Origin of the sequence: Clostridium estertheticum (genome assembly GCF_018861295.1) — a bacterium.
GTDB lineage: Bacteria > Bacillota > Clostridia > Clostridiales > Clostridiaceae > Clostridium_AD > Clostridium_AD estertheticum_D.
The window spans coordinates 1-26,808 of record NZ_JAHLDM010000013.1; the positions used below are offsets into that span (position 1 = coordinate 1).

Sequence of the window (26,808 nt, forward strand, 5' to 3'; positions counted from 1 at the left end):
CATTTATTTGCAAAAACAACATATTTTCTTGAACCTTTATGTTCTTCCATCCAATCAAGTAATGTTATTTCATATTGAGCAAGCTTTGGCAAAATACCAGGCATTTTATTACCTTTACCTAATTCTTTTTCCATACTAGCTATTACTTCTGGAATTCTTGAATCACCCGCATGAGCGTTGAAGGCTGCGTATAAATCAAGTTCTGAATTTTCTTCTATTTCAACTCCTAGATTATATAATTGCTTAATTGGTGCATTACATGCTAGGAAATCTTGTGGACGAGGTCCGAAAGAGATTATTTTCAAATTGTCGAGGCCAAGTAATGTAGTAGCAACTGGTACAAATTCTGAAATCATATCCGCAACTTCACTAGCTGTTCCAACAGGATATTCGGGAATAAATGCCTTTATATTACGTAGTGCTAAATTGTAACTCGCATTTAACATTCCACAATAAGCATCCCCACGGCCATTCATTAAATTATCACCGCTTTCCTCTGAAGCAGCTACAAACATTACTGGTCCACCAAATTGTTTTGCAAGTAAGGTTTCCGAAGTTTCAGGACCGAAATTTCCAAGGTATACTACTAATGCATTTACACCAGCTTCTTTAACTTCTTTTAATGCTTTTAACATATGTGTTTCATTTTCCACAGTAGTTAAACATTCAAATATATCAACGTTAGATTTTTTATAAGATTCAACTACAGCTTTTCTACGGCTCTCAGATAACTCCATTGGGAAGCAATCTCTACTTACTGCAACAATTCCTAATTTTAATTGTGGTAAATTTTTCATTTTCCATTCCTCCGATTATTTTATTATGAATAGTTATTTTTAAACTTATTTTATTGAAATATTTTTACCTTTTAAGCCTATAAATGCTCCTTGAGTTCCTAAATCAGTATCTTTGTGACCAATTAACCATTTGTTTCTAGCAAAGAGTAAAACATCTTCACCAGATTTATTAATTTTATTTTTGAGTGGCAAATTAGTATCCCTAGGTAATACAACTACGCATTTAAAACCATTTTCATTTGCATTACAAGGTGCATAATGAAGTGTAGTTGCATAAACCTCAATGATTGTACCAGCCGGAACTAAAAAGGCTTCTATATTTGAAGTATCATATGAATAATCTTTTTCAATATCTTGAATACAACCTAGAAGTAAAATAAAATCAGTAACTGCAACATTTATTTCAGATGAACGATGATATTCCACAGCGTTTAGTAAATAATTATTACCATTACAATATCCTACTTGAATTGGTAATTCACCAAATTCTCTTATTTTTAAGTCTTGCGCTATTTCTAAATCTTCTAATTCTTTAATTGATGGCTCATAGACTACATCATTTGGCAATGGTGTCGTTTTCATTTTTTCAATTAATTTAGAACAATCATAATTTTCTAAAACATGTCCATATTTCTTAAACTCACTATCTGTAATTTTTTTAATAATCATAGTCATCTTCCCTTCTATTAAATTTTTTGTTATTATAATAAATAACTTTTTAAATTCCCTTTAATAAGTCTATTCTACTATTCTTTTATAGTTTTATCAACATGTTTTGTAAACTATTTCATTTTATTCAAAAGTTTTTAATATTGTGGTAGGTACTAGTGAATGGTAAGAGTGACTTATTAAATCTGAAAACTTAATTTTTGTATTGATAATAAATTTTTTACATGTACAAGTTAAGAGAAGTGGTGTATAATGGAACAAGAAAGAAGTAAGTTAATGAGAAATTAAAGACAAGATATATCACAAAAGTATAATATACATATTCATGAGATTTTTTTTAAAAAAGATTGTGAAAATAATCACAAAAGTATACTCTAAAACTATGAAAAATGTATTAATACATGTAGTAATAATAGTAAATCAATTAAAATTATGGACAAAATTTGATTATTAGGGAGAGTGTAGTTATGAATTTACAAGAAATATACAAATCAAAGGTTATTACGGCAGAGCAAGCTGCTGGGAAGATAGTGTCTGGAAATAGGGTAGCAACAGGGCATGCTTGTGCTGAACCTGTTACGCTTATAGAGGCAATGTTAAAGAATAAGGATTCCTATAAAGATGTTGAAATTGTGCATATGGTTCCTATGGGAAAAGATGAGTATACTAAGCCAGGAATGGAAAGCCATTTTAAACACAATGCATTATTTGCAGGTGCCAGTACAAGAGAAGCTATCGCTTCTGGAAGAGCAGATTTTACGCCTTGTTTTTTTTCTAAGATACCTGAGCTATTTAAAAATAATTATCTACCAGTAGATGTGGCACTTATTCAAGTTTCATCACCTGATGAGCATGGGTGTTGTAGTTTTGGTTTATCTGTTGATTACACAAAGACAGCAGCAGAATGCGCAAAAATGGTAATTGCAGAAGTAAATAAAGAAATGCCAAGAACTATGGGTGACTCTTTTATAAATGTCTCTGATATTGATTATATAGTAGAATCAAATCATCCACTAATAGAACTTACTTCTCCTAAAATTGGGGATGTTGAAAGAGCTATTGGAGAGAATTGTGCTTCTTTAGTTGAGGATGGTTCTACACTACAACTTGGAATAGGTGCTATTCCAGATGCAGTTTTATTATTTTTAAAAGGAAAGAAGGACTTAGGAATTCATTCTGAAATGATTTCAGATGGAGTTGTGGAACTAGTTGAAGCAGGTGTAATTACAGGCAAGGCTAAATCCCTTCATGAGGGAAAGATTGTTGTTACATTTTTGATGGGAAGCAAAAGACTATATGATTTTGTAGATAATAACCCTATGGTTGAAATGTATTCTGTAGATTATGTAAATGATCCCTATGTTATTGCTAAAAATAATAAAATGGTATGTGTAAATTCTGCTATTCAAGTAGATTTTATGGGTCAAGTTAATGCAGAAATGATAGGAGAAACTCAGTTTAGTGGAACTGGTGGTCAAGTTGATTTTGTTCGCGGGGCATCTATGGCCCAAAATGGTAAATCCATAATCGCAATGCCATCGACTGCATGCAAAGGAAAAGTTTCAAGAATTAAACCAAACCTTGATGAAGGAGCAGCTGTTACAACACTTAGAAATGATGTGCAATATATAGTTACTGAATATGGTATTGCAGAATTAAAAGGTAAAACTTTAAAAAATAGAGCAAAAGCGCTAATAAATATTGCTCACCCAGATTTTAGGAATGAGTTAATACAGGAATTTGAAAAAAGGTTTAAGTGCAAATTCACATCAAAATAATTAAAGATGATTAATAAATAGTAGCCAGATAATTAGGGACCTAATTATCTGGCTACTATTTATTTTAATACGGTAAATTTAGAATATTAAAATTATTTAACACATATTATGTTAAAAAGTACAAAATTGGGTATAATATAAAGAAATGAAAAAATATTACATAAAAAAAGAAGGATTTTCTTATAAGTTAGCGAATATAGGATATGGATACATTATTTAGAAGATATCAAAATAATATTTAAATTCCAAATGATTCGGGGGGAAGAGAATGCATTTAAATTTTGAAAATAGTGAAGATAAGTTGATAGTTTACATGTCTGGGGAATTAGACCACCATAGTGCTGAGGAAGTTAGGAATATTATAGATGATAGGTTAGAACGAGATAGTTATAACAAATTAATTATGGATTTTGGAGAAGTGACATTTATGGATAGTTCTGGTATTGGTGTAGTTATTGGAAGATACAAAAAGTTACATATGAGAAATGGAAAAGTATGTGTAACTAATATTAAATCTTCAGTTAAAAGGGTATTTGAACTGTCAGGAATGTTTAAGATTATCATGTTATATGATGACGTAAAGCAAGCTGTAAACAACATTTAGTGGGGGGATTAGTATGTGTTACAATAAAATTAAGATAGAATTTTCAAGTAAATCGCAGAATGAAAGTTTCGCAAGAGTAGCAATAGCAGCATTTGCTTCACAATTAGATCCTACAATTGACGAAATCACCGATGTTAAAACAGCGGTATCAGAAGCAGTTACTAATGCAATTATTCATGGATATGAAAGTGAAGAGGAAATGATCACTATTGAGGCAATTATTAATGGCACGGAATTGACAGTAATAGTTAATGATACGGGGAAAGGAATTGATAATTTGGAGCTAGCTATGGAGCCGCTATACACTTCTCGTCCAGACCTTGAGAGGTCTGGAATGGGTTTTACTGTAATGGAGACTTTTATGGACAGTCTGGAAGTAAAGTCTGACAAAGGTAGGGGAACAAGTATAATAATGAAAAAAATATTTAATCCTTTAAGTTAGGTGGAATATTATGGATCAAAAAATAGTGAAAAAAAGCAACTATAATTATGAAGATAATATGCAACTTATTCAAATGGCTAGAAATGGAGAACCTGGTGCACTAGACACTTTAGTAGAAATGAATTTGCCATTAGTTTCATCTATAAGTAAAAAATTTTTAAATAGAGGATATGAGTATGATGATATCTTCCAGATAGGTTGTATTGGACTCGTAAAAGCAATTAATAATTTTGATACTAAGTATAATGTGAAATTTTCCACATATGCAGTTCCTATGATAATGGGAGAGATTAAAAGATTTCTTAGAGATGATGGAATTATAAAAGTAAGCAGGAGCGTTAAAAATACTGCACGGCAATTGCATTATGATAAAGATACTCTAACCAAAAAATTGGGTAGAGATCCTACAATTGACGAATTGTCGGTATTTTGTAATATAGAAAAAGAAGATATAGTATATGCATTAGAGTCTGCTAGCAATATGCTGTATTTATTTGATACGATACATCAAGATGATGGTGCACCAGTATTGTTAATTGATAAGCTAAGTGAGAAATATGAAGAAGATAACCAAGTTTTAGATAAAATTTCTCTCAAAGAAGCACTTAGAAAACTTGATGCAAAATCAAGGCAAATAATTATGCTCAGATACTTTAAAGATAATACACAAATTCAGGTAGCAAAAATGATGGGAATTAGCCAAGTGCAGGTATCAAGAATAGAAAAGAAAGTTTTGAAAATAATGAGGGAAAAATTAATTTAGAAAGATAATAAGATGTATTATGGACAAATAACTTCAAGTTTGATTTGAAGCCGTTTATCTTTAGTTGCATCTTATTTTTTTGACTAAAAACTATATTAATGCAAATACTAAAATTAAGAATCAGAGTATTATATTTTTATAAAAAAACAAATCAATAATAACTTTCAAAAGTGACAAGGAGGATTTTATGAAGGTAAAAGAAAAAGCCATAAGAAAAAAATTCGATAAACTTAATTCAAACAACATTCCAAAGCCCAATTTACTAAAACACTGTTTTAATGCCTTTTGGGTTGGAGGATTAATATGTGTAATTGGACAATTTATAAGTGATATTTTTTCGAAATTTGGTGTTCCAAAGGATGAGCTAGGGGCATATGTATCTATAGTTATGGTGTTTTTAGGTGCAGCACTTACTGGTATTGGTGTATATGATAAGTTGGGTGACTTTGCAGGCGCAGGTTCTGTTGTACCAATTACTGGGTTTGCAAATTCAATTGTCTCACCTGCAATGGAGTTTAAAAAAGAAGGTTTTGTTTTTGGAGTTGCAGCTAAAATGTTTACTATTGCAGGACCTGTTCTAGTTTATGGAATTGGTTCATCTGTAATTGTAGGGATTTTATATTATTTTTTAAGGTGGTGATGCGAAATGGGTAGAAGAATTGGTCTTCAAACAGTAGAAATTGAAAGTAAACCTAGAATTATTGGTACCTATAATATAGTTGGTCCTAAAGAGGGACAGGGACCATTAAAAGAGTATTTCGATGAAATTATAGAAGATGATCTTAATGGAACTGAAAGCTTTGAAAAAGCTGAAACAAGTCTTTTATATACTGCGATATCAAAAAGTATAAAAAAAGCAAGGTTAAAGGAAGTCGATATCAATTATTTATTAGCGGGTGATTTATTAAACCAGTTATCATCTTCATGTTTTGCTGCTAGAGATTTAGACATACCGTTTATAGGTCTATATGGAGCTTGTTCAACTATGGCAGAGTCTTTAAGCGTTGGTTCAATGATAATGGAAGGTGGCCTAGCTAATTATGTTGTAGCAGCTACCTCTTCACATTTTTCTTCAGCGGAAAGGCAATTTAGATTACCACTTGAAATGGGAAGTCAGAGATCACCAACAGCACAATGGACCGTGACAGGTGCAGGTTCAATGGTTTTAGGTAAAAAAGGTAAATTCCCTTATGTTACTCATATTACAACTGGAAAAGTTAAAGACTATGGAATAATTGATGTGAATAATATGGGAGTTGCAATGGCACCAGCAGCAGTGGACACTATTAAACAACATTTTATGGATACTGGTAGAAAACCTTCAGATTATGATGTTATTGCTACTGGAGATTTAGGTATTATAGGAAAGGAGTTTACAGAAAAATTATTGCTTGAATACAAGTACGATATGAGAGGTCATTATATTGATTGTGGTGAGAAAATTTTTGATGCTTCAAGGCAAGGAACTAACGCTGGTGGTAGTGGTTGTGGTTGTTCTGCAGTAGTTGCAACAGGTTATTTGCTTAAAAATATGCTGAAGGGAAAATTTAAAAGGATCCTGTTAGTTTCAACAGGAGCTCTTTTAAGTTCTACTTCAACTTTGCAGGGTGAAACAATACCAGGAATTGCTCATGCTGTTTCAATAGAGTTTGGGGGTGAATAAATGAATAATTACATTATGGCTTTTATAGTTGGAGGACTTATATGTGTAATAGGTCAAATACTTATGGATACAACTAAACTTACTCCTGCTAGGATACTGGTTGTATTTGTAACGGGTGGTGTAATACTAGGAGCATTTAATATATATGATGTAGTAATCAAATATGGAAAAGCGGGTGGGAGTATACCTCTGCCTGGTTTTGGATATAGTTTGGCTAAGAGTGTAATGAAAGAAGTAGATGAGTTTGGTCTTATAGGTGCTTTTACAGGAGGTATAAAGGGTACTGCAGGCGGCATTACTGCTGCAATTTTCTTTGGATATATAATGGCATTGATTTTTAATCCTAAAACTAAATAAAAAACAACTATTAAAATACATAATATTTTAATAGTTGTTTTTTTAGTTTGTTTTATGTGTAATAGTGTCATTATTTTGATTAGGATAAGTATTGTTAATAGGTGTATTTGGGTTAAGTTGACCACCGCCATTCGTAGTGTTATTTCCTTCATTAGTTTTAGGAGTAGTAACAGGAGGTGTTATTTTAGGGGTAGTTGATGGAGTATTTGGAGTGACAACTGAAGGAGCAGAAAAGGAACCTGAAGAGGTATCAACTGCTGTTGGTAATACAAAAGCAGAGTCTTCTAAATATGCATTAGGAACATAATCTCTCTTTATAAAAACCTTTGTTTCAATTTTCCAAATTGGAGTATATTCTGATGCCAAAACATAGCTACCACTTGCATCCCTTGTGACTTTAGCAGAAACATGTATGCTGTCAAGAGTTGTAGGCTGAGTCCCGTCAATAAACAGCTCAGAGTAAACTCTATTGCCCCTTGGGTCTGCAATAGTTAAATCTGTAGGTATATTACCTGAATCCTTTGATACAGACAAGGAAGATATACCAGAAGGCATATCAACGTTCTTTACTGGAAGAGAAGTATGAGCAGATTTCATAACTTTCCCCCATAACTGTGCAGCATCGTTACTGCCCAATCCTTCAATTTTATCTGCTTTATCAGTTCCAATCCAGACTGCGGCAGAGTAATATGGAGTTAAACCAACAAACCATAAATCTTTTGAATTAGAAGAAGTACCAGTTTTACCTCGAACAGGCATGTCGCTAAAAACAGCGTTCGTTCCAGTGCCACCTGGGCCTACAGGTCCTTTTAATAAATCATACATGATATAAGCACTTTGAGGTGATAAAACAGGTGTTGTTTCAGGTTTTGTATCAAGCAGTACCTTACCAGTTCTATCGATTACTTTAGTATATAATCTTGGAGTAGTACGATTCCCGCTATTACCAAAAACGCCATATGCAGCTGCCATAGTAAGAGGATTAGTTCCACCATTTAATTCACCAAGAGACATAGCAGACAGACTAATCTTATCTACGTTATCTAGCTGCAATCCATACTTTTCACCATAGGAAACTCCAGTCTTGATACCAATCATATTTTCTATTTTCACAGCGGCCACGTTAACAGAATATTTTAAACAATCTCTTAGAGTTAAATACCCTCGATATATATCAGGTGAATTTTTAGGGTTATATCCAATACTTGCAGATACGGGTGAATCCTCAATAACAGTAGATGCCGTAGCTATTTTTGTATCAATAGCTGGACTATATACGGTTAAGGGCTTAATACTTGATCCAGGAGCCCTTAAAAATTTATCGTCATAGGCAGCTCTGTTGTAAGAACCAGGAACTTTAACATTACGGCCACCTATAATAGTTTTAACTTCACCTGTATGATAATCCATGATAACACATGAGGCTTGTAGTTTTTCTTGTGAAGAGTTCATAGGAGCATCAATTAAACTTTGCGATGTATTTTGCATATTCCTATCCATGGTTGTATAAATTTTTACACCATCATACATAAGCATTGAAGATGCTTCCTTTTGGCTAATCTTATATTTTTTCATTAGATCATTAGTAACTTGAAGGAGTGCAGGTCTTGAAAAGAACTCATAGTTCATTTTGTTTGCATCTTTTTTTGAAAAACTAAAAGTTAATTTTTCAGCCATGGCTGAGTCAAATTGTACTTTACTAATTTTATTATATTTATACATATTAGCTAAGACCGCTTTGGTTCTAGCTGAATCAAAAGCTGTTTTAGTATCATATGATTTAGTTGCCATAGAATATGAAACACTAGGGTTTTGTGCAGCACTAGCTATAAAAGCAGACTGTTTTAAGGTTAAGTTTTTAATAGATTTATTAAAATATTGTTGTGACGCCGCTTCTATACCATGAGCATTTCCTCCTAGGAAAATAGTATTCATATATGTCTCTAAAATTTGGGACTTTGTTAATACTTTTTCTATTTGTAGTGATAAATAAATTTCTTGAACTTTTCTTTTTATAGAAGTCCTGTTTTCCATAGAATCTTCTAAAAATATTCTGTATTTGACCAGCTGTTGAGTTATTGTTGAAGCTCCCTGAAGACTTTGACTACTTCCAGTTATTTTTATTTTTATATCATTAAATATAGAACCAGCTAGCCTTTTTATATCAATACCTGGATGCGTTGCAAATCTGAAATCTTCAATACTTATAAATGCTTCCTGAAGATTAACTGGAACATCACTAATAGGTACATTAATTCTTCTTTGCGAGATGACATATTCATCCATAAGCTTTCCGGAATCATCTAATAATACAGTAATTTCATCTAATTTTAAAAATTCATTAATATTTAAACTAGGAGCCGTCTTAATCATAGCTAAGACTACTCCACCGATGGCTACACTGATTGTTAAGGCTATAATTAGAATGGTAAAAATAAGTTTTTTAAAAACATGCTTCCCAGCTTTTTTTTTCTTTTTCTGAGAAGTTTCTTTTTTATCCATTGAGCATCCTCCTTGTATTTTTATGAAGCAGATAAAAACTGACAATTTTTACCTTGACCTCTAAAAATTCACGTTGTTTAGCTATAATTAGCTTTTAATATTATACCATATAATTATATTATTTATTTAAATAAAACTTAATATAAAATATTGTGTTTTGAAATGATATTTGAATTCTTTACCTTAAATGAGTTACATATAATAATGTATAACCTTAAATGGGGGTAATGAATATTAATAATAAAATTAAAGGTAGAATATTAATAATTATAGCCATAGTTATGATTAATTTTACAATATTCATATATATTTTTGATAAAACTACAATGCCAACTGTAATGGCAGTCGCAGATTCAGAAATGAGAGCAAAAGCAACTGAGATTGTAAATAAAGCAATTATAGATGAATATTCAAATCAATTTAACTATGATGAGATAATAAAGGTGGATAAGGATTCTGTTGGAAATATCGTAATGCTGAAAGCAGATACTTTGAAAATGAATAAAATAGCTTGCGATGTTGCACTAAAGTCACAAAAGGAATTAATGAAATTGGGCGATGTAGGAATAAGGGTTCCAATAGGATACATAACAAGAAATAATATTCTATCTTATTATGGACCTAGTGTTAATATCAAAATGCAGCCTATAGGACATGTAGAAACTAAATATTCATCTGAGTTTGAAAGTGCAGGTATAAATCAAACAAGACATAAGATCTATGTTAAGGTGAAAACTACTGTTAGAGTAATTATACCTTTGAGAAGTAATGATATTGAGGTAACAAATGAGGTGCCAATTGCTGAAACTATTATAGTTGGTAAAACACCTAATACTTCAGTTCAATTAGATTTAAATGGAACTGGATTTAAACTTGGAAACAGCAATTAACAAAAGTATAAAAAATAAAGCGCGCGGTGCGCACTCTATTTTTTATACTTTTATATATTTATAGGGCATTTAAATTAATCTTCCCAATTAAATATGTATGGTATATTTCTATAATAGTCTCCATAATTTAAGCCATAACCAACTACAAAAAGATCTGGAATCTCAAAGCAATAGTAATCAGGGGTTATTTCAACCTTTCTTCTTTCTATCTTATTTAAAAGAACACAAGTTTTAACACTAGCAGCGCCTAAAGATCTAACGTGATTCACAACGAAATCCATAGTTAAACCAGTATCAACAATATCATCCACTATTAATACATCAAACCCAGAAATATTGTCAGGTATGTCATTTACAATATTAACGAGTCCTTTTGATTCTTCGTCATCTCCATAACTTGAAGTTGTCATAAAGCCTATTTTTGTAGGTACAGTGATTTGACGTACAAGATCAGCAGTATATATAAAGCTACCTCTAAGTAATGATAGGACATATAATTTTTTTCCCAAATAATCTTTGGAAATTTCAGTACCAAGTTGTTCAATTCGCTCATTAATTTGATCTTTTGATATAAGAATATTTATTTTTTTATCATTCAATGTTAATCCCGCCCTCTTTACATATTTACAATATGGTCTCAATAGTATAAAATTATAAGAAACTTGTCAAGTATAAGAATAAGAAAATTAGATAAAATATTAGTAGAATGGAGTGATGTACTATGATATATGGCAATATAGATGGAGTTAAAAATTCAATTTTAAATAAATTAGAAAAGGCTTGTGAATTAAGCGTTTCTAAAGATTCTATTTTATCTGTTGAATTAGTAGATATATTAGTTGAGGTAACACAAAATCTAGATAGAGAAGTTAGTGCGGCTATAGATAGAAAGGGCCAGATTATAAGTATGGGTATTGGCGATAGTAGTACTGTTGAACTGCCTATAATTGATATAAGAGAAGGACGTTTATCAGGGGTTAAAATAATACACACCCATCCAAATGGCAATTCTAGACTATCAGCGCTTGATATGTCAGCACTTGTAAAACTAAAATTAGATTGTATAGTGGCTATTGGAGTAAGTCCGGAAAAGGAAAATTTAAAATACAACATAGGTTTTTGTGGAATAGATAAGGGTATTTTAATAGAAGAAGAAGTGGGTCCAATAAGTTTAAATGAAGTAATTGAATATGATATTTTAGACAAAATTAAATACATTGAAAAATTAATGAAAACGTGTGACGTTATTGAAGATGATACAGAACGAGCTATTTTAGTAGGGATAGGCAGTGAAGAGGATTTAGTAGAACTCACAGAACTTGCAAGAGCATGTAATGTAGAGACTGTAGACTCTATACTTCAAAATAGACATAAAATAGATGCCGCTTTATATATAGGTAGAGGAAAAGCTGAAGAAATAGCAGGTATAAGGCAAGCATTAAGATCAAATCTAGTTATATTTGATGACGAATTATCAGGTTCTCAAGTTAGAAACTTGGAAGAAGTTCTTGGGTGTAAGGTAATAGACAGAACTACGCTAATTTTAGAGATTTTTGCACGAAGAGCAAGAACCAGGGAAGCAAAAATACAAGTTGAGCTTGCACAATTAAAATATAGATTACCAAGATTAACTGGACTTGGAACAATGCTTTCAAGGACAGGTGCTGGAATTGGAACAAGAGGACCAGGAGAGAAAAAGTTAGAAATTGATAAAAGACGAATAAGAGAAGGTATTTTTGATTTAAACAAAGAATTAGCAAAAATAAGAACAACGAGAAGTGTACAAAGGGAGAAGAGAAGTCGCGAGAGTATCTCAAAAGTATCTTTAGTAGGATACACTAATTCTGGTAAATCAACGCTTAGAAATGCATTGTGTGATGTAGCAGCATTAAAAAGTGTTGCTCAAAAGGACAAAGTGTTTGAAGCAGATATGCTCTTTGCAACACTAGACGTAACAACAAGAGCACTAGTATTACCTGATAATAGAGTGGCAGCAGTAACGGATACAGTAGGTTTTATAAGAAAACTCCCTCATGACTTAGTTGAAGCGTTTAAATCAACGCTTGAAGAAGTGGCATACTCCGATTTGTTGTTACATGTGGTAGATGTATCATCTGAAACTGCAGAGCTACAAATAGAGGCTGTAGATGGTGTATTAACAGAATTAAACGTAATTGATAAACCAGTGATATTGGTGTTAAATAAAATTGATAAAGCATCGCCAGAAAATATTTTAAAAATTAAAGAAAAATATAAGGAATTAAAATGTATAGAGATATCGGCTAAAAATGGTACGAATTTGGATGGACTATTAAAACATGTTTGCACAGATCTTCCATACACTCTTAAAAAAATTGAGGTGCTTATTCCATACACTGATCAGTCTATGGTTGCATATTTACATAGGGGTTCAATGGTTGATTCAGAAGAGTACAACGAGGAAGGAACACTTATGTCAGTACGAGGAGACGATGAAGTTTATAATAAATGTAAAAAATATATTTTAACTTAGTTGTGTTTATTAATGAAAATTTTTTATAAGTGTAATAAAATCTAAATCTATTTTATATAATTTAATATTAGTCTATAACAGTTATTAAAGAATGTAGGAGTAGATATGGGAGATAAAAAGTCGAATTCAGATAATGAAGAAGATCAAGATAAAAGATCAATTCAAGATCGTATAAATTATCAACAAATACAACAACAAATTATAAAGGATATGAACAAACAGATAGGGAGCGTAAGTAGTGGGAATTCTACTGATCAGTTATTAGCTACTTCGGCGGATACATCTAATAATTCTTGCATTAAATTATTGGCAGATAAGGTTGTAGACATAAATGTTTTAAAATTTGAATTAGATAAATTACCACTGGATTTCAAAGCAAGAGCTTATTTTGAAAATGATGTAAAACCATTGTTAGATACTCTATATACTTTATCAATTGCATCCCTTGATTTTTCAGCTACTGCAGTTAGTTTGACGAATACAAGTTTCGGCCGTAGTTCAAAAATTAAGAACGCCCTAGAATTAACAGACAGCGTTGATGAAATATCATCAGATGTAATTAAAGTATTAAGATGTAAAGTTGATAATATGCTGAAATTATCAAAATGTGATTGAAAATATTTTTTTATGGGAATGGAGAGAACAAGTTTAATAAATATTAAACTTGTTTCTCTTTATTTTTTAAGTATAGTGCTATAATGAAGGATAGAGGAATAACATATAAATTATATTAAAAATTAGTGGGGGAAGAGAATGATAAAAACTGTTTTGCAATATCAGAAGGCGTTTAATAGTGTGGTTGACAGGATGAAAATTGATGAATCTGTTTTATCAGTAATGGTTTTTGGAAGTATGGTAACAGGTGATTTATGGGAAGAATCAGATATTGATTTTATCGTAATTGTTGATAAAAATTATGATGAAATTAGGAACTTATATTCGCAGGAAGAGGGAATTTCAGTTCATGTTAAACTTATGAGTAAGGAAAAATTTATTCAAGTTTATTCTAATAATTTAAAGGGGGGATATTTGCATAGGATTTTCTCTTCATCAAGGTTAATATTTTCAAAAGATATGGATATAACAGTAAGGTATGACGGTGGTAGGCTTTTTCCTGATGTTGATAGAGAACGTTGGGGCATTAGTTTTTTAGGTAAATTGTTAAAAGAAATGGGAGTATGTAAAAAGTATTTATGGAGTGATGCTATATATACTTCATACAGTTCTGCAACAAGATGTATAGAAAAGTACTCAAAGCTGTTTGTTAATTCATCTGGATATATGATTAGCAAGGATGTTATGACTATGGCACTTAATTTAAATGAAGACTTTAAACTTTGCGTTGATAAATTGTTTTTTGAAAAATCAAACATAAAAGAGATAATCCAAGAAACAATGACGTTTTTAGAACAGAGTGTAGACTTAAGTATTAAGGATAATTGCAATTTGCTTTTGAACTATATGAGAGAACAAGATAAGTTTGTAAGTGCCGAAGAAATTATGTCGGATGATTTGTTTAAGGAATTTGATATTGATATGGAAGAAGTTCTTAATAAACTATGGAAAAGAGATATTATTAAAAAAGAAAGTAGAGATTTTAAGATAGATAAGGACAATATATTGATTAAGCAAAATGTGTATTTCGTTTAACGACATTTCAAATAAGCAGGTGAAAATATGTATAGATATGAAATAAAATTTAGTAATGACATTCCTAAATATCTAGAAATATCAAAGCATATAAAAAAATTAATTGATGAAAATAATATTGATGATGGTGAAAAATTACTCTCAATAAGGAAACTAGCCCAAATGTTGAAAGTTAATGAGGTTACTATAGTAAGCGCTTATAAAAAACTTGAAGCTGAGGGCTATGCATATCAAAAGATGGGAAGTGGTACTTATGCTAAAAGAAGAGACACAAACATTAAGTTTAAAAAGGAATACTCTAATACATTAAAAAAAATATCTAGTCAAAATCTAAAAAGTTATGTGGATTTTACAGGAGAAATTACAAGTAGTGAATTTTTTCCAGTGACAGTGTTTAAAGACGTGCTGAATGAGGTATTAGATAGAGACGGTACGGAGGCTTTTGCATATAAGGAATCACTTGGGTATGAGGGACTTAGAAATAGTATAAGTACTTTCTTTTGGAATAATAGGGTAAGCAGTGAAGATATATTGATACTCTCAGGTGCACAACAGGGAATTGATATAGTTTCAAAATCGATAATTAACGTTCATGACAATGTAATTGTAGAAAAGCCAACATATGGTGGTGCACTGACGGTTTTTAAATGGAGAAGAGCTAATATATTTGAAGTTGATATATTAGAAGATGGTGTGGATTTAATCCAATTTGAAGCAATATTAAAAAAGAATAGAATTAAATGTTTTTATGCAATGAGTTATTTTCAGAACCCAACAGGCGCTACTTATAGTTTTGAGAAAAAGGTAAAAATATTAGAACTAGCAGAAATATATGACTTTTATATAGTGGAAGATGATTATTTATCTGAACTAATATATGATAATAAGGAATATAAAAGTTTTAAGAGCTTAGACGTAAATGATAAAGTTATTTATATAAAGAGTTTTTCAAAGATATTTTTACCTGGGATAAGGCTAGGATATATGATATCACCACAAAAATGTAAGGAGTATATTCAAAATTCTAAAATTAATACAGACATATCAACATCTAGTCTTATGCAACGTGCTTTAGATTTATATATAAATAAGGATCTTTGGAAAGAACACATAAGCCGCCTAAATATGGCATATAAAGATAAATATAATTTTATGTTGCAATGTATAGAAAAATATTTAGGTGACAAGGCTAGTTATTATACGCCTGGAGGAGGAATTCATTTTTATTTTAAAATAGCTATGGATCTAAAAATTAATTCAATGGAATTGTTTTATAGATGTATGAGTAAGAAGGTTTTAATTACACCAGGGGTACTATTTTATAAAAATGCAAAAGAAGGCAATAATTATTTTAGGTTGAGTTTTTCGGAGATAAAAAAGCCTGAAATAGAAGAAGGAATTAAGATTATCTCAGAGATACTAAGTGAAAAATAACTATAAGGTAAGGAGCGACGTTTTTGAAAAAGGGATTAGTTGAAATTGACTGGTTATCTATTAGTAAATATTCTAATGAGGAAATATCCTATTTCTTATTTTTAGAGGGAAAAACCATGGAGGCCATATGTAAAATTAGAAATTTGGATAATGCCATTGTACAAAAACACATTATAGATGGTAAAATTAAATATAGATTTTTAGTGCATAGCAATGATACTGATGAACTTTTTAAGAGCATTGCTAAAGCAGGGAAAGAAGATAAAATATATTTTTTAAATTCAATAAGTGAGGATAATAAAAACCAATTAATTGAGTTAATAAGGAACAATTATGTGGAGATGCATCCGAAGGACAAAGAAGTTGCTGTTTGGATCTTAGGGGAATTAAATGAAAAATCTTCTTTAAATATATTAATTAAGGCATCCGTGCATAAGTTTATAAATGTGCGACGAATGGCAGTCTCAGCTATGGGAAAATTAGGTGACTTAAGAGCTGAAGGAGCATTACTTAGAGCACTTGAGGATGAAAATCCACAAGTTATAAGTTATGCGATAAAGTCCCTGGGTAAAATAAAGAGTGAAAAAGCTATTGTAAAAATAAAGTATATATATGAAAACACAGACAAACAATACATAATTAATGCTGCGCAGAGTTTTTTACTGCTGATGGGGCAAATAGAGATATAAAGATAGGACAAATTAAATCTGATTTAGAACATTTAATCATAGGTGGGATAATTGAAATGAGCTATTTTACTATAAAAGATGAATCAATTGCTGAATTTAAAGAAAAAAAATCAATATTTATTGGTCATGGAAAAAGAGTTGAAAATGAAGATGAAGCTAAGGAATTTATTCAAACAATTAAAAATAAGCACAAACAAGCAAGGCACAATGTTTATGCATATATAATTGGTGAAAGAAGAGAAATACAAAGGTATAGTGATGATGGAGAACCTCAAGGTACTGGAGGAATTCCGATGCTAGAAGTGTTAAAAAAAAGTGATATAACTGATGTAGTAGTGGTAGTAACTAGATATTTTGGAGGAATTCTTCTAGGAACTGGAGGGCTTGCAAGAGCGTATTCAAAAGGTGCATCCCTAGCTATTAAAGAGGGTGGGGTAGTTGAAAAAGTTAAAGGTGTTTCACTCGAAATAATAATTGAATATGATTTACTAGGAAAAGTGCAACATGTTTGTGCTAAAGATAACTTTTATATAGAACATGTAGAGTATACAGACATTGTAAAAATTAAAATACTCTGTCAGTATAGTAATTTGGAAAATCTAAAGTCACAAATAACTGAGGTTAGCTCAGGAAAGGCTTTGTTTGAAGAAGAGAAAGAGAAAATGTACTTTAAGCTAGAACATAGACTATATGATAGTGAAATTATAAATTCAACACTTTTAAATGAGAAAGAGAAGTAAAATATACATTTCTTATTTATTTGAAAAGTGCTTTATTTCTATGATATAATATGAAGGTAATGTACTTGTAGTTAATTCATAGAAGTATTGCTATTTATTAGCTCGGTTAGGAATATTCCACATTAAAATAGTTGGGGGGGATTTCAAATGTCAGGACATTCAAAATGGCATAATATTCAACAAAAAAAAGGTAAAATTGATGTTATAAGAGGTAAAGTTTTTACGAAATTAGGTAAAGAAATAATAATGGCAGCTAAAAATGGTGGATCTAAGTTAGAAATTAACGCTCATCTTAGAGACGTAGTTGCAAAGGCTAAATATAATAATATGCCACTAGACACAATAAATAGAGCGATTAAAAAAGGCGCTGGGGAGCTCGAAGGCGTAAACTACGAAGAAATAGTTTATGAAGGATATGGAGCAGAGGGCGTTGCTGTAGTAGTTGTAACGCTAACAGACAAAAAAAATAGAAGCGTTGCGACAGTAAGGCATGCTTTTGATAGACATCATGGAAAGATGGGAGCAGCTGGATGTGTAAGCTGGATGTTTGCTAAAAAAGGGCAAATTATAATAGAGAGAACTGAAGTTATGGACGAGGATGAAATCATGATGATAGCTCTTGAAGCTGGGGCCGAAGATTTTAATGCAGATGAAGAAATGTTTGAAATTATAACTACTGCGGAAACCTTTGGACATGTAAGAGAAGTATTAGAAAAAGCAGGCTTTGAATTTGCGTCAGCTGAGATTACAATGATTCCAGATAATATGACTCCTGTTAGCATGGAGGGTGCAGTTAAGGTTCAGGCTTTAATAGATACACTTGAGGATAACGAAGATGTTCAGGATGTGTATCACAATGCGGAGTACCCTGAAGAATTTGAGGGCTAGGCTATTGGCTAAAGTAAGCGATTGCAGAGACACTCGAGTTGTGATGGGTTGATGATGACAAATAACACTTTTAGATGTATGTATGAAACTATATATATCTGAAGGTGTTTTTTTATAAAATTAGACGATATATTAATACTTTACTCAATTCTATATTTAGGTATTTAAGAAGTTGCAAGATTGTTGTGTTATGGAATAATATACTTTAATGCATGGCATACTAAATTTATAAATAACCGTAATTGATTTAAAAAATGTATTATACTCGAAAAAAAAAGTATCTAAAATAAATATAAAAGTAAAGGGTGTGCAAACAATGAATAAATTAGAGAAATTAATTGATGCAGGATTTAAGGTGAAAATCCAATCAAGTTCTAAGTTTTGTTTAACATTAGATGATACAATTCCTTGTGTGAGCTTTAATTCTGATAGCATAGATGAAGCTATTGATTCAGCTTATGATTTTGTAAAAGAACAGAAAAAAGTAGCAGATAAGACTGAAATAGAAAAGCAAAAAACTGATTATAAAATTATAATTGATACATCGAAGTCACAAGAATTAAAGATTGATGAAGAAATGCTTGATGAAGAATTCAAGACGACAAATACTATTAGAGTATATTCATATGTTTGGGATAAATTTAAGGATTTTACAGAAAAGCATGAAGATTGTAAAAGCATGGATTTAGTTAGTATGGCACTTTTGGAATATATTGAAAAATATAAAGAATAATTGATATAGAAGTTGGATTAGCTTAGGTTGAAACTTTTTTATTTAGGCAATATAAAAGAATTATTAACATTTTAAAATAGCAGAGTTGCGATTAAATATCAACTCCGCTTTTATATTAGTTTTCTTTATAGCAATGTTTATTGAAATGTTCTTTTCTACAACAATTATCGTCACTCCAAGGATCACTCCAAGGATCACTCCATGGTTCAAACCATGGATCACAACAATCACACTTATCATAATAATCATTACAACAATCAGTATAAGGTTGTCTCTTTTCATACGTCGACATAATATCACTCCTTGACTTTAGTCATTATATAATATGCTCTTTAATTAAAATTGACACTTAAAATCAAAAGCTTAGGAATGTATTAACTATTCGTTAGTGGATATTTTTTAAGATTTGATGTACAATAATTTAAGATGTTTGAGTGAATGGAGGATTTAGAATGAAGTTGCTGTGCAAGTGTGGAAATATTGAAGACTTGAAAACAGATAAACCTATTACAGAATTTGAATTTAAGAATTGTAATGATGGAACTGCTGTATTAGTATGTAAAAGATGTAGTGAGGTAGTAATTATTAATTTTAAAAATAGTTAAAGAGCGCTGAGTAATTTCTTAGGGCTCTTTATCTTTGATTTTATTCACAAAAATATTTACAACTGAATATATTATAGTGTAGAGTATACATTATCAAAATTATATAAACCCAATAATTTAACTAATTTCAGATCTGAATTAAGATATTAATCTTATTTAGGAGAACATATATCAATGTAAAAGTTGAAAATATATTGAATAGATATATGTAAAATTTTATATGAAAAGGAGTTTTATTAAATGGGTAAAAATGATAAATGCGATAAATGTTCATGTGATTTATGTAGTGTTATTAATGCAGATCCAGTAGACATGGAAAAACATGGTGCTAGACTATTAACTGTAAGAATACAAGTAAATAATGTATGCTTTGATAAAAAAGTTGCTGTTGCATGTATTATATATGACCAATTCCATAGAATACTTGCATTTAGAGGATTTATTACTATAATATGTAGAAATGAATGTAGTAGCAATGAATGTGGTACAATTGAACGTAAACTAGTATTTGTGCTTCCAGACGATGATATAAGCGACCCAAATGAAATAGAAGTACGTACTGCAGCCAATTATATATATCCTTGTGAGTGAAGGTGTTAGGTAGTTAAGAACTAATCAAGATTAAAATATACCCTATAGAGTAGACAATTAAAGGTCTATCCTATAGGGTATATTCGTTATGTAAAATATAGTTAAATACACATAAATACAGTATCTTTTTTATTTCTTATGAATAGTTTAATAGGAGGATATATATTGTGGATATTTATATACATTTAAAATTATTTAAATCAAGTAGGCGTATATGTTATAGGGGGAGTGAATAAGATGAATTGGAAGGAAGAATTAGTTTTGCAATTTAGAAATATGACTATTGATAGAACTATAATTAGAAAAGCAATGCAAAATTTTGTGGATGTTTTTAATGAAAATTTGGATAAATATAATATAAAAAATATTCGAGCAATAACAGATTTAAATGAATATATAGATATTAAGTTTTATAAAAAAGTATGTATAAAATATACCGATAATAACGTTACTTTTATTTTATTTAATAAGGATGGTATAGAGCAAAATATATCTATTAAATTAAGTATTGCAAAAAAAGTGGGTGGGTATTTTCTTCAGTATATTAATACAGAAGAACGTAATCCAAAATTGAAAGCATTTATTGATGAAAATATTATTGACGGAATTTTGCAGGACTTATTTGAACTAAATGAAGAAGTAATAAGCATAAAGTAAAAATAATTAATTAAAAGCACCCAAAGTATGGGTGCTTTTAATTTGTCAATAAAACACATATAATTTAAAATTTATAAAGTACTATTACTTAGAACCGTGCTTATTAAATTTGAATTATTATTAATATTAGTGTTATTACCAGTACTGTTTTGTTGTTGCGTTATAGTCTGTATTAATTGAGATAAGTCTTTATTGTTGTTTGTACTTGGAAAGAGACTTTCTGAACTACTATTACTTCCATCTGTACCAGTACTTGAACTACTGTCTGCATCTTGAGTTGTCATAATTTGCATCATTTGTTGCATGACCATCTGTTGAAGTTGTTGAGCCTTTTGGGATTGTAATGATATACTATCGAGTCCACTAGTTTTATTGTTTATGATAGGAGTAATTGACCCAACATTATTTGAAGTCTGTTTTTGTGAACTATCCACTAGTTGCTTAAGCAAAGCTTCAAAACCGGTACTAGAATCACTTCCTGAAACCCCTGTAACTGATTGTGTGCCGCCAATACCCATAAGCTGTGATAATTGTGATATTTGATTTACATCCAAAATTATTCCTCCTTTGTTTAAAAATAAATGTTTATATTCCTAATATTACTCTTAATAACAATAATTATCTATGTTTATTATAATTTAGTTGAAATAAATCTAAAAGAGAAAGATTAGCTAATAAATTTTACAATCTCATTTTACCTAATACAATATAAAATATCTTATAGTGTATTAGGTCTGTTTATGGTTTTGGACATTTCAAATAGTATTTACTAATAATCTATATGATATAAATTTAAAAATGTTAATTTATAAATTCAATAATACCAAGCAATATTAGCAATATACCTGAAAACAATGGGGCAAATTTACCTAAAATTTTACCCAAGACATGATTACCTGCGGCTTCACCAAATTTGATTGCAAGAAAACTTAATATAAATGTTGATATTACTGTAAACTGGATACTAACTCCTGTTATACTTGCGGCAATCCCTGTTCCTAAATTATTAAAGGTTAATCCAGATGCTATAATGAGTGCTTCTTTATTACTTATATCCCCAGAATTATCTAAGTCTGATTTTTGAGCATACTCTATCATATCAGTGATATCTTTTAAGGCAAGTTCTTTTGACTTAGTATTATTAACAAGTTTTATTATGCTTTGGGATACAAAATATAAACCCAAAATAATAATAACAATAGCACCTAATCCATTGGCTGCAGTGCGAGGCAAAAAATCGGATATATAAACCCCAATTATCATAGATAAAAATGTTGCTGTAGATGTTACAATTGCTATTATGAGATTTGCAATTATCCCTATTTTTACTTTTTTTATTCCGTAAGCAATTCCTATAACTACGTTATCTAGGTTAGAGGATAAGCTAAATGATAATGCAGATAAAATTAATTCCATATATGTTCTCCCTTTTTATCATTTGCATTTCAATATATGAAATGTAAACTTATAAGGTGATTAAACATTTAAATTAAGATTATATTTAAGAATTAATATATACATGTAAATTATAGAATGGTCATAAACATAAATAAAGAATAACAACACTTGTATAATACAGGTGCCATTATTCTTTATTTATATTATAAAGTCTAAGGTATACTCTGCGTTTAGACTTTTATATTTTTCTACTAGATCCTGTAGAGTTACAGAATCCATAACTTTATTAATTTGTTTATTAACTTCTTGCCATATGATAGTGTCTATACAAACCTTTATGTTATTATCAAGACCAGAGGCTCCATCATCATCACCTGCGATATTTAAGTCACCTTCAAGTATTCTTAAAACCTCACCTACTGTGATTTTTGATGCTTCAGTTGAAAGGGTATAACCACCTTGTGATCCTCTCGCACTTTTCACTAGATTAGCTTTTCTAAGTATTGAAAAAACTTGTTCTAAATAATTTTCAGAAATTGCTTGTCTTTCAGCGATAATTTTTAATGGTATATAGTCACCAAATGAATGCACAGCTATATCTACCATTGCTCTTAAACCGTATCTTCCTTTAGTAGAAATATTCATGGTAAGTTAATTCTCCTTATCAATTACAAAATATAAATATATCATAATATAATCTATTTACTAAAATAAATAATACTATATTAAAAAGCATAAGTCAACTAGCGTAGTAAAAAAATACATAAGCCTATAAAACTCATAGGCTTATGTTAAATTGGAGCTAAAAGATTATAAGATTTATATATTCTCAAATTCATTTAAAGTTTTTATTTTATTCTCAACTTTAATTTTGTCGCTTCTTATATTATCTAATTGTTGTAGCAACTTTTTATTTTCTACTTTTATTGTTTTACTTGAATTATGTGCAAGACCAGTCTCAGAGAGTTCTAAAGTGTATTGTATTTCTTGTTCAAGTTTACTTTTATAAGTTTCTTCAAATTCCTTTTCAACCTCAGTTAATTCATCATTTAAAGATGTTTTCATATTATCAATAACTTGCCTTGTTACTTCTGATTTGATTTGTTCTTCTGTTTTCATATAATTTCATCTCCTTATAATTTATTAAAAGTGAACTCTAATCAACCAAAATTTAATGTTCTTATCACTCCATCCAAGGTCCCAAGGCACTTTACTTCTATCAGAATTATGGCAACTAACTAATGAGTATCCTCGTGAATCAGCACCTGTAACAACAGAAATATGGGTAATATCATTTTTCTTTTCATAAGCAACAATATCACCTGGTAGTAATTTATAACTAGCTTTATATACTTTGTCATAACTTCCATAGGCAATCACAGATGCTCTACCGCTATATATCATATATCTTTTAAAGCTATCGGCATTAAGCCAAGCTTTTGTTGCTCCGTTTTTATCTGAATTCCATGTGGAATTTTTTCTGAATTTTCCCCCTTCGAAAAGAATTTGGGATGCAAAATTTGCACAATCTCCACCTTGAGGATTATAGTCGCGATAAAGCATGTTATATTTATACTCACTATCGCTGGCAGCACCACAATATTTATCAGCATATTTTACAGCATCTATTCGTCTTTGACCTATGGTTTTTAAATCTCTTGGTTTTTGAAATAATATATATTCTTTTATTGAATCTGCTTTTATATTACTTAGATCTAAAGAATTTGCGAAAGGGTCTTTGTACCATTCTTTAGAGATAACCCAAGAACCATCTTTACTCATAAGTTGCAAGTTGTGGTATGTTCCAATTCTTGATGTGTTTTCAAGTTTTGGTTGATCTATATATATATATTTATATTCAGTTGAACACAATAAATATATTGAAAAATTATTATTGTTTTCTTTAATTCTTTTTATAATTAAAGTTGGAACAATATCCGTAAATTTAATTCCTTGTTTTTCGGCCCAATTATTAATGTAATCCATTTTTTTCTTTTCATACTCATATGCCCAGGTGCCATATTTTGTGTCCATATTATAAAATGATTGTATTAATTCTAAATCACCATTTAATATAGCTTTATTTCTGTTTTTAAAAATTTGGTTTATATAATTAGTTACTTCTTTTTTTGATTCATCAGTAATAGTATTTGCATAACTACTAATATATACTTGCATTGATAAAAGAAGGATGACAAATATAAGTAATTTAAGTTTGAATGATTGTGATTTTTCAATTTTACGTAAATTCATAATATTATACTCCTATTATTTTATTAATGAATCGATTTTATATATCGCATTTTTTATAGAAATCTCTTGTATTGGAGCGCCTTCATACCATATCTTTTTTAGAACGTTGCTATTTGGAAAATAGCGTGCTTTTAAAATTATTTCAGGTCTATACTCAAAATGTAAAATATCAAAGTGGGACCATTTACCACCCCAAACAAAGTTGTTTTTTTCAAAGATTTCTACAAGTTCATTGGAATATGATGATAGTCTTTTTTCTCCAGCATCTTTACTAGACCATTTCCAATAGTCTCTTTTGTCACTGGCAAGGTCAATAGCAATTCCAAAAGAATGTGGACTTAATCTATTAGTACCTGAAATTACTCGATAGTTAAAGGTACCACTGCAAGGCAAAAGACAGTTTCGCAAATTTTGATCCATTTTTAATAAAGGCCTTAATTCTTCCATTACTGCTTGTAATGAATTAGATGCGTTATTGCTCTTGTTAAATTGATAATTATTGTAAATAATATTAACTTTTGTAAGGTTATTTTCTATGACTTGTTTTGATGTACCATAAACTTCAGATAATAATCCGTAAGATCTATAACGTCCTGGATCAAAATCTGTTCTCATAATAGAGTTAATAGGAGATAAAGGATAAATTTGATCTAAAGTGTCTTGGATGTCTGGGTTTACAAGCTTTTCTTGAATGTTCTTTACTTTTTTATCATCGTAGCATAGTTTTCTGCCTGATTTCATGTTTAGATATACATAACCGTTATTTTTCTCTATATTTTTAATATATTCAGGATAAGCAATCATTAAGCATAAAATATCTTGTTTCATTGTTATATCGTATATATTGCTGTTTTCTTTTTTGCTTGTATCATCTGCAGCAGAGGTTATTGATATATTTCCTATATTAAAAAGTAAAATTACAATAAGTGTAACGATAAGCGTTTTTCTCATGATGAAATTTTCCCCCTTATAAAAATAATATTAGTAGTACAAATTTATAAAAGTCAAATCACTTTTAATAATACTTTTGCTATATATAATTGCCAATGAACTATTATTATATGTGTGGATATATTAACAAAAAATATATGGATTTTTCCAAAATATAAAAAAATATGTCTATATGTATTAATACATGATTAAGAAATGATAGTTTGGAGGAATATACATAAGATCAAATAGGCAGCAAAGAATTGCTGCCTATTTGATCATTTTTTATTTTGTTAAACCACTTTCGGAGTACGAAAATAATATAAACTATGCTAATTGATTAGTGGGATGTATTATCCATTTATAACAGTACAACCATTAACGTGAATAGTTTCACCACTTATATATGATGAACCATTTGATGCTAAAAACAAATATGTTTCAGCAAGCTCAACTGGCTGGCCAGGTCTTCCCATAGGTGTATTGCTTCCAAATTCACCAACTTCACTTTCACTGAAAGATGAGGGGATAAGTGGTGTCCATATGGGACCTGGAGCTACTGCATTTACCCGTATCTTTCTACTTGCAAGGGAAAGAGCAAGCGAACGAGTAAATGTAGTTATCGCACCTTTAGTTGAGGAGTAATCAATTAATGATTTATGCCCTTTGTAGGCAGTGACTGAGGAAGTATTTATAATTGTAGCCCCCTCATTTAAGTATGGTAATGTTGCTTTAACCATATAAAACATTCCAAAAATATTAGTTTTAAAAGTTCTCTCTAGTTGCTCTTTTGTAATATCTTCAATACTATTTTGAGGATGTTGTTCTCCGGCGTTATTTATAAGAATATCTATTTTACTTAATTCTTTTATTGTTTGACTGACAGCATTTACGCAGAAAGTATCGTCGCCAATATCTCCAGGAATCAAAATACACTTTCTACCCTTTGATTCAATAAGTTTTTTAGTCTCTTGCGCATCTTCATGTTCATTAAGATATACTATGGCTATATCAGCACCCTCTCTTGCATATGCAAGAGCAACTGCTCTGCCAATCCCGCTATCACCACCTGTGATTAGGGCAACTTTATTCATTAACTTTTCAGAACCCATGCAATTTGGATATTCAAAGATAGGTCTTGGGTTCATTAATGTTTCAAAACCTGGTTGTTGGTCTTGCTGTTGCTTAGGTATACTCATGGGGAAATTAAAGTTTTCATTCATAAAAATGTCTCCTTTTGTAAATAAAATATATTTTATAAGT

Annotated in this window: 31 protein-coding genes; 19 read left to right on the forward strand and 12 right to left on the reverse strand. The window is 30.3% G+C overall.

Annotated elements, in window-relative coordinates; genetic code table 11:
• Both KPL54_RS13470 and KPL54_RS13475 read right to left on the reverse strand, forming a co-directional pair.
• The coding region (locus tag KPL54_RS13470; RefSeq protein WP_375372991.1) for an L-fucose/L-arabinose isomerase family protein at positions 1-797 on the reverse strand (797 nt) is incomplete at its 3' end.
• Positions 798-842: 45 nt separating this feature from the next.
• A complete protein-coding gene (locus tag KPL54_RS13475; RefSeq protein ID WP_216107056.1) occupies positions 843-1,466 on the reverse strand; it encodes a DUF4867 family protein in 624 nt (207 codons plus the stop codon).
• A gap of 467 nt (positions 1,467-1,933) precedes the next feature.
• Here KPL54_RS13475 and KPL54_RS13480 point away from each other — a divergent pair, with 467 nt between their 5' ends.
• The 7 genes from KPL54_RS13480 (at position 1,934) to spoVAE (ending at position 7,073) form a co-directional block, all read left to right on the forward strand.
• Positions 1,934-3,244 carry an acetyl-CoA hydrolase/transferase family protein gene (locus tag KPL54_RS13480; protein ID WP_216107057.1) on the forward strand — a complete coding sequence of 437 codons (1,311 nt, stop codon included), beginning with the start codon at positions 1,934-1,936 and terminating at the stop codon, positions 3,242-3,244.
• A 268-nt stretch (positions 3,245-3,512) separates the two neighbouring features.
• Positions 3,513-3,848 carry an anti-sigma F factor antagonist gene (gene spoIIAA, locus KPL54_RS13485; RefSeq protein WP_216107058.1) on the forward strand — a complete coding sequence of 112 codons (336 nt, stop codon included), beginning with the start codon at positions 3,513-3,515 and terminating at the stop codon, positions 3,846-3,848.
• A gap of 13 nt (positions 3,849-3,861) precedes the next feature.
• Positions 3,862-4,290: an anti-sigma F factor gene (gene spoIIAB / locus KPL54_RS13490; RefSeq protein WP_216107059.1), complete on the forward strand. Its 429-nt coding sequence runs from the start codon at positions 3,862-3,864 to the stop codon at positions 4,288-4,290.
• 10 nt (positions 4,291-4,300) lie between these two features.
• Positions 4,301-5,053, forward strand: a complete 753-nt coding sequence (gene sigF, locus KPL54_RS13495) for an RNA polymerase sporulation sigma factor SigF (RefSeq protein WP_216107060.1) — start codon at positions 4,301-4,303, stop codon at positions 5,051-5,053.
• Between the two features lie 187 nt (positions 5,054-5,240).
• The gene (spoVAC, locus tag KPL54_RS13500) at positions 5,241-5,693 is read left to right on the forward strand and encodes a stage V sporulation protein AC (protein ID WP_216107061.1); all 453 of its coding nucleotides are present in this window, start codon (positions 5,241-5,243) and stop codon (positions 5,691-5,693) included.
• A gap of 6 nt (positions 5,694-5,699) precedes the next feature.
• Positions 5,700-6,716, forward strand: a complete 1,017-nt coding sequence (gene spoVAD, locus KPL54_RS13505) for a stage V sporulation protein AD (protein WP_216107062.1) — start codon at positions 5,700-5,702, stop codon at positions 6,714-6,716.
• Positions 6,717-7,073, forward strand: a complete 357-nt coding sequence (gene spoVAE, locus KPL54_RS13510) for a stage V sporulation protein AE (RefSeq protein WP_216107063.1) — start codon at positions 6,717-6,719, stop codon at positions 7,071-7,073.
• Between the two features lie 42 nt (positions 7,074-7,115).
• Here the strand turns inward: spoVAE and KPL54_RS13515 are convergent, their stop codons facing one another.
• Positions 7,116-9,575 carry a transglycosylase domain-containing protein gene (locus tag KPL54_RS13515; RefSeq protein ID WP_216107064.1) on the reverse strand — a complete coding sequence of 820 codons (2,460 nt, stop codon included), beginning with the start codon at positions 9,573-9,575 and terminating at the stop codon, positions 7,116-7,118.
• 227 nt (positions 9,576-9,802) lie between these two features.
• On the opposite strand from KPL54_RS13515, the gene yunB reads away from it, so the two are divergent.
• Positions 9,803-10,465 (forward strand): sporulation protein YunB, encoded by a 663-nt coding sequence (yunB, locus tag KPL54_RS13520; RefSeq protein WP_375372992.1) that lies wholly within the window; start codon positions 9,803-9,805, stop codon positions 10,463-10,465.
• Between the two features lie 74 nt (positions 10,466-10,539).
• Here the strand turns inward: yunB and hpt are convergent, their stop codons facing one another.
• Positions 10,540-11,064 (reverse strand): hypoxanthine phosphoribosyltransferase, encoded by a 525-nt coding sequence (gene hpt / locus KPL54_RS13525; RefSeq protein WP_216107066.1) that lies wholly within the window; start codon positions 11,062-11,064, stop codon positions 10,540-10,542.
• A 122-nt stretch (positions 11,065-11,186) separates the two neighbouring features.
• On the opposite strand from hpt, the gene hflX reads away from it, so the two are divergent.
• The 8 genes from hflX to KPL54_RS13565 all read left to right on the forward strand — a co-directional run bounded on the left by hflX (position 11,187) and on the right by KPL54_RS13565 (position 19,111).
• The gene (hflX, locus tag KPL54_RS13530) at positions 11,187-12,977 is read left to right on the forward strand and encodes a GTPase HflX (RefSeq protein WP_216107067.1); all 1,791 of its coding nucleotides are present in this window, start codon (positions 11,187-11,189) and stop codon (positions 12,975-12,977) included.
• Positions 12,978-13,082: 105 nt separating this feature from the next.
• Positions 13,083-13,592, forward strand: coding sequence for a hypothetical protein (locus KPL54_RS13535; RefSeq protein ID WP_216107068.1), 510 nt, complete (start codon positions 13,083-13,085; stop codon positions 13,590-13,592).
• A gap of 138 nt (positions 13,593-13,730) precedes the next feature.
• Positions 13,731-14,627 carry a nucleotidyltransferase domain-containing protein gene (locus tag KPL54_RS13540; RefSeq protein WP_216107069.1) on the forward strand — a complete coding sequence of 299 codons (897 nt, stop codon included), beginning with the start codon at positions 13,731-13,733 and terminating at the stop codon, positions 14,625-14,627.
• Positions 14,628-14,654: 27 nt separating this feature from the next.
• Positions 14,655-16,061, forward strand: a complete 1,407-nt coding sequence (pdxR, locus tag KPL54_RS13545) for a MocR-like pyridoxine biosynthesis transcription factor PdxR (RefSeq protein ID WP_216107070.1) — start codon at positions 14,655-14,657, stop codon at positions 16,059-16,061.
• A gap of 23 nt (positions 16,062-16,084) precedes the next feature.
• Positions 16,085-16,750: a HEAT repeat domain-containing protein gene (locus KPL54_RS13550; RefSeq protein WP_216107071.1), complete on the forward strand. Its 666-nt coding sequence runs from the start codon at positions 16,085-16,087 to the stop codon at positions 16,748-16,750.
• 56 nt (positions 16,751-16,806) lie between these two features.
• The gene (locus KPL54_RS13555) at positions 16,807-17,490 is read left to right on the forward strand and encodes a YigZ family protein (RefSeq protein ID WP_216107072.1); all 684 of its coding nucleotides are present in this window, start codon (positions 16,807-16,809) and stop codon (positions 17,488-17,490) included.
• A 147-nt stretch (positions 17,491-17,637) separates the two neighbouring features.
• Complete coding sequence (locus tag KPL54_RS13560; protein ID WP_216107073.1) at positions 17,638-18,378, forward strand: YebC/PmpR family DNA-binding transcriptional regulator; 741 nt, start codon at positions 17,638-17,640, stop codon at positions 18,376-18,378.
• 316 nt (positions 18,379-18,694) lie between these two features.
• Complete coding sequence (locus KPL54_RS13565) at positions 18,695-19,111, forward strand: hypothetical protein (RefSeq protein ID WP_216107074.1); 417 nt, start codon at positions 18,695-18,697, stop codon at positions 19,109-19,111.
• A 115-nt stretch (positions 19,112-19,226) separates the two neighbouring features.
• Here the strand turns inward: KPL54_RS13565 and KPL54_RS13570 are convergent, their stop codons facing one another.
• Positions 19,227-19,403, reverse strand: coding sequence for a hypothetical protein (locus tag KPL54_RS13570; protein WP_216107075.1), 177 nt, complete (start codon positions 19,401-19,403; stop codon positions 19,227-19,229).
• A 160-nt stretch (positions 19,404-19,563) separates the two neighbouring features.
• On the opposite strand from KPL54_RS13570, the gene KPL54_RS13575 reads away from it, so the two are divergent.
• From KPL54_RS13575 to KPL54_RS13585, 3 genes are all read left to right on the forward strand, one after another.
• On the forward strand, positions 19,564-19,716 hold the full coding sequence (locus KPL54_RS13575) for a hypothetical protein (protein WP_216107076.1): 153 nt from the start codon (positions 19,564-19,566) through the stop codon (positions 19,714-19,716).
• 240 nt (positions 19,717-19,956) lie between these two features.
• A complete protein-coding gene (locus tag KPL54_RS13580; protein WP_216107077.1) occupies positions 19,957-20,307 on the forward strand; it encodes a hypothetical protein in 351 nt (116 codons plus the stop codon).
• A gap of 237 nt (positions 20,308-20,544) precedes the next feature.
• Positions 20,545-20,964 (forward strand): hypothetical protein, encoded by a 420-nt coding sequence (locus tag KPL54_RS13585; RefSeq protein WP_216107078.1) that lies wholly within the window; start codon positions 20,545-20,547, stop codon positions 20,962-20,964.
• A 71-nt stretch (positions 20,965-21,035) separates the two neighbouring features.
• Here KPL54_RS13585 and KPL54_RS13590 read toward each other — a convergent pair whose 3' ends face one another.
• From KPL54_RS13590 to KPL54_RS13620, 7 genes are all read right to left on the reverse strand, one after another.
• On the reverse strand, positions 21,036-21,518 hold the full coding sequence (locus KPL54_RS13590; RefSeq protein WP_216107079.1) for a hypothetical protein: 483 nt from the start codon (positions 21,516-21,518) through the stop codon (positions 21,036-21,038).
• A gap of 247 nt (positions 21,519-21,765) precedes the next feature.
• Entirely contained in the window at positions 21,766-22,380 is a 615-nt protein-coding gene (locus KPL54_RS13595; protein WP_216107080.1) for a sporulation membrane protein YtaF, read from the reverse strand.
• Positions 22,381-22,560: 180 nt separating this feature from the next.
• Positions 22,561-23,007: an RrF2 family transcriptional regulator gene (locus tag KPL54_RS13600; RefSeq protein WP_216107081.1), complete on the reverse strand. Its 447-nt coding sequence runs from the start codon at positions 23,005-23,007 to the stop codon at positions 22,561-22,563.
• A gap of 174 nt (positions 23,008-23,181) precedes the next feature.
• Positions 23,182-23,481, reverse strand: a complete 300-nt coding sequence (locus KPL54_RS13605) for a hypothetical protein (protein WP_071613003.1) — start codon at positions 23,479-23,481, stop codon at positions 23,182-23,184.
• 24 nt (positions 23,482-23,505) lie between these two features.
• Positions 23,506-24,615, reverse strand: coding sequence for an amidase domain-containing protein (locus tag KPL54_RS13610; RefSeq protein WP_216107082.1), 1,110 nt, complete (start codon positions 24,613-24,615; stop codon positions 23,506-23,508).
• A 15-nt stretch (positions 24,616-24,630) separates the two neighbouring features.
• Positions 24,631-25,566 carry a M15 family metallopeptidase gene (locus KPL54_RS13615; RefSeq protein WP_216107083.1) on the reverse strand — a complete coding sequence of 312 codons (936 nt, stop codon included), beginning with the start codon at positions 25,564-25,566 and terminating at the stop codon, positions 24,631-24,633.
• Positions 25,567-25,898: 332 nt separating this feature from the next.
• Positions 25,899-26,768: an SDR family oxidoreductase gene (locus KPL54_RS13620; RefSeq protein ID WP_216107084.1), complete on the reverse strand. Its 870-nt coding sequence runs from the start codon at positions 26,766-26,768 to the stop codon at positions 25,899-25,901.
• Between the last annotated feature and the right edge of the window lie 40 nt (positions 26,769-26,808).

Bases quoted from the DNA above. Each gene is read 5' to 3' on its own strand.
- KPL54_RS13475 (WP_216107056.1), bottom strand. From the start codon at position 1,466: ATGATTATTAAAAAAATTACAGATAGTGAGTTTAAGAAATATGGACAT.
- KPL54_RS13480 (WP_216107057.1), top strand. From the start codon at position 1,934: ATGAATTTACAAGAAATATACAAATCAAAGGTTATTACGGCAGAGCAA.
- spoIIAA (WP_216107058.1), top strand. From the start codon at position 3,513: ATGCATTTAAATTTTGAAAATAGTGAAGATAAGTTGATAGTTTACATG.
- spoIIAB (WP_216107059.1), top strand. From the start codon at position 3,862: ATGTGTTACAATAAAATTAAGATAGAATTTTCAAGTAAATCGCAGAAT.
- sigF (WP_216107060.1), top strand. From the start codon at position 4,301: ATGGATCAAAAAATAGTGAAAAAAAGCAACTATAATTATGAAGATAAT.
- spoVAC (WP_216107061.1), top strand. From the start codon at position 5,241: ATGAAGGTAAAAGAAAAAGCCATAAGAAAAAAATTCGATAAACTTAAT.
- spoVAD (WP_216107062.1), top strand. From the start codon at position 5,700: ATGGGTAGAAGAATTGGTCTTCAAACAGTAGAAATTGAAAGTAAACCT.
- spoVAE (WP_216107063.1), top strand. From the start codon at position 6,717: ATGAATAATTACATTATGGCTTTTATAGTTGGAGGACTTATATGTGTA.
- KPL54_RS13515 (WP_216107064.1), bottom strand. From the start codon at position 9,575: ATGGATAAAAAAGAAACTTCTCAGAAAAAGAAAAAAAAAGCTGGGAAG.
- yunB (WP_375372992.1), top strand. From the start codon at position 9,803: ATGAATATTAATAATAAAATTAAAGGTAGAATATTAATAATTATAGCC.
- hflX (WP_216107067.1), top strand. From the start codon at position 11,187: ATGATATATGGCAATATAGATGGAGTTAAAAATTCAATTTTAAATAAA.
- KPL54_RS13535 (WP_216107068.1), top strand. From the start codon at position 13,083: ATGGGAGATAAAAAGTCGAATTCAGATAATGAAGAAGATCAAGATAAA.
- KPL54_RS13540 (WP_216107069.1), top strand. From the start codon at position 13,731: ATGATAAAAACTGTTTTGCAATATCAGAAGGCGTTTAATAGTGTGGTT.
- pdxR (WP_216107070.1), top strand. From the start codon at position 14,655: ATGTATAGATATGAAATAAAATTTAGTAATGACATTCCTAAATATCTA.
- KPL54_RS13555 (WP_216107072.1), top strand. From the start codon at position 16,807: ATGAGCTATTTTACTATAAAAGATGAATCAATTGCTGAATTTAAAGAA.
- KPL54_RS13560 (WP_216107073.1), top strand. From the start codon at position 17,638: ATGTCAGGACATTCAAAATGGCATAATATTCAACAAAAAAAAGGTAAA.
- KPL54_RS13565 (WP_216107074.1), top strand. From the start codon at position 18,695: ATGAATAAATTAGAGAAATTAATTGATGCAGGATTTAAGGTGAAAATC.
- KPL54_RS13570 (WP_216107075.1), bottom strand. From the start codon at position 19,403: ATGTCGACGTATGAAAAGAGACAACCTTATACTGATTGTTGTAATGAT.
- KPL54_RS13575 (WP_216107076.1), top strand. From the start codon at position 19,564: ATGAAGTTGCTGTGCAAGTGTGGAAATATTGAAGACTTGAAAACAGAT.
- KPL54_RS13580 (WP_216107077.1), top strand. From the start codon at position 19,957: ATGGGTAAAAATGATAAATGCGATAAATGTTCATGTGATTTATGTAGT.
- KPL54_RS13585 (WP_216107078.1), top strand. From the start codon at position 20,545: ATGAATTGGAAGGAAGAATTAGTTTTGCAATTTAGAAATATGACTATT.
- KPL54_RS13595 (WP_216107080.1), bottom strand. From the start codon at position 22,380: ATGGAATTAATTTTATCTGCATTATCATTTAGCTTATCCTCTAACCTA.
- KPL54_RS13600 (WP_216107081.1), bottom strand. From the start codon at position 23,007: ATGAATATTTCTACTAAAGGAAGATACGGTTTAAGAGCAATGGTAGAT.
- KPL54_RS13605 (WP_071613003.1), bottom strand. From the start codon at position 23,481: ATGAAAACAGAAGAACAAATCAAATCAGAAGTAACAAGGCAAGTTATT.
- KPL54_RS13610 (WP_216107082.1), bottom strand. From the start codon at position 24,615: ATGAATTTACGTAAAATTGAAAAATCACAATCATTCAAACTTAAATTA.
- KPL54_RS13615 (WP_216107083.1), bottom strand. From the start codon at position 25,566: ATGAGAAAAACGCTTATCGTTACACTTATTGTAATTTTACTTTTTAAT.
- KPL54_RS13620 (WP_216107084.1), bottom strand. From the start codon at position 26,768: ATGAATGAAAACTTTAATTTCCCCATGAGTATACCTAAGCAACAGCAA.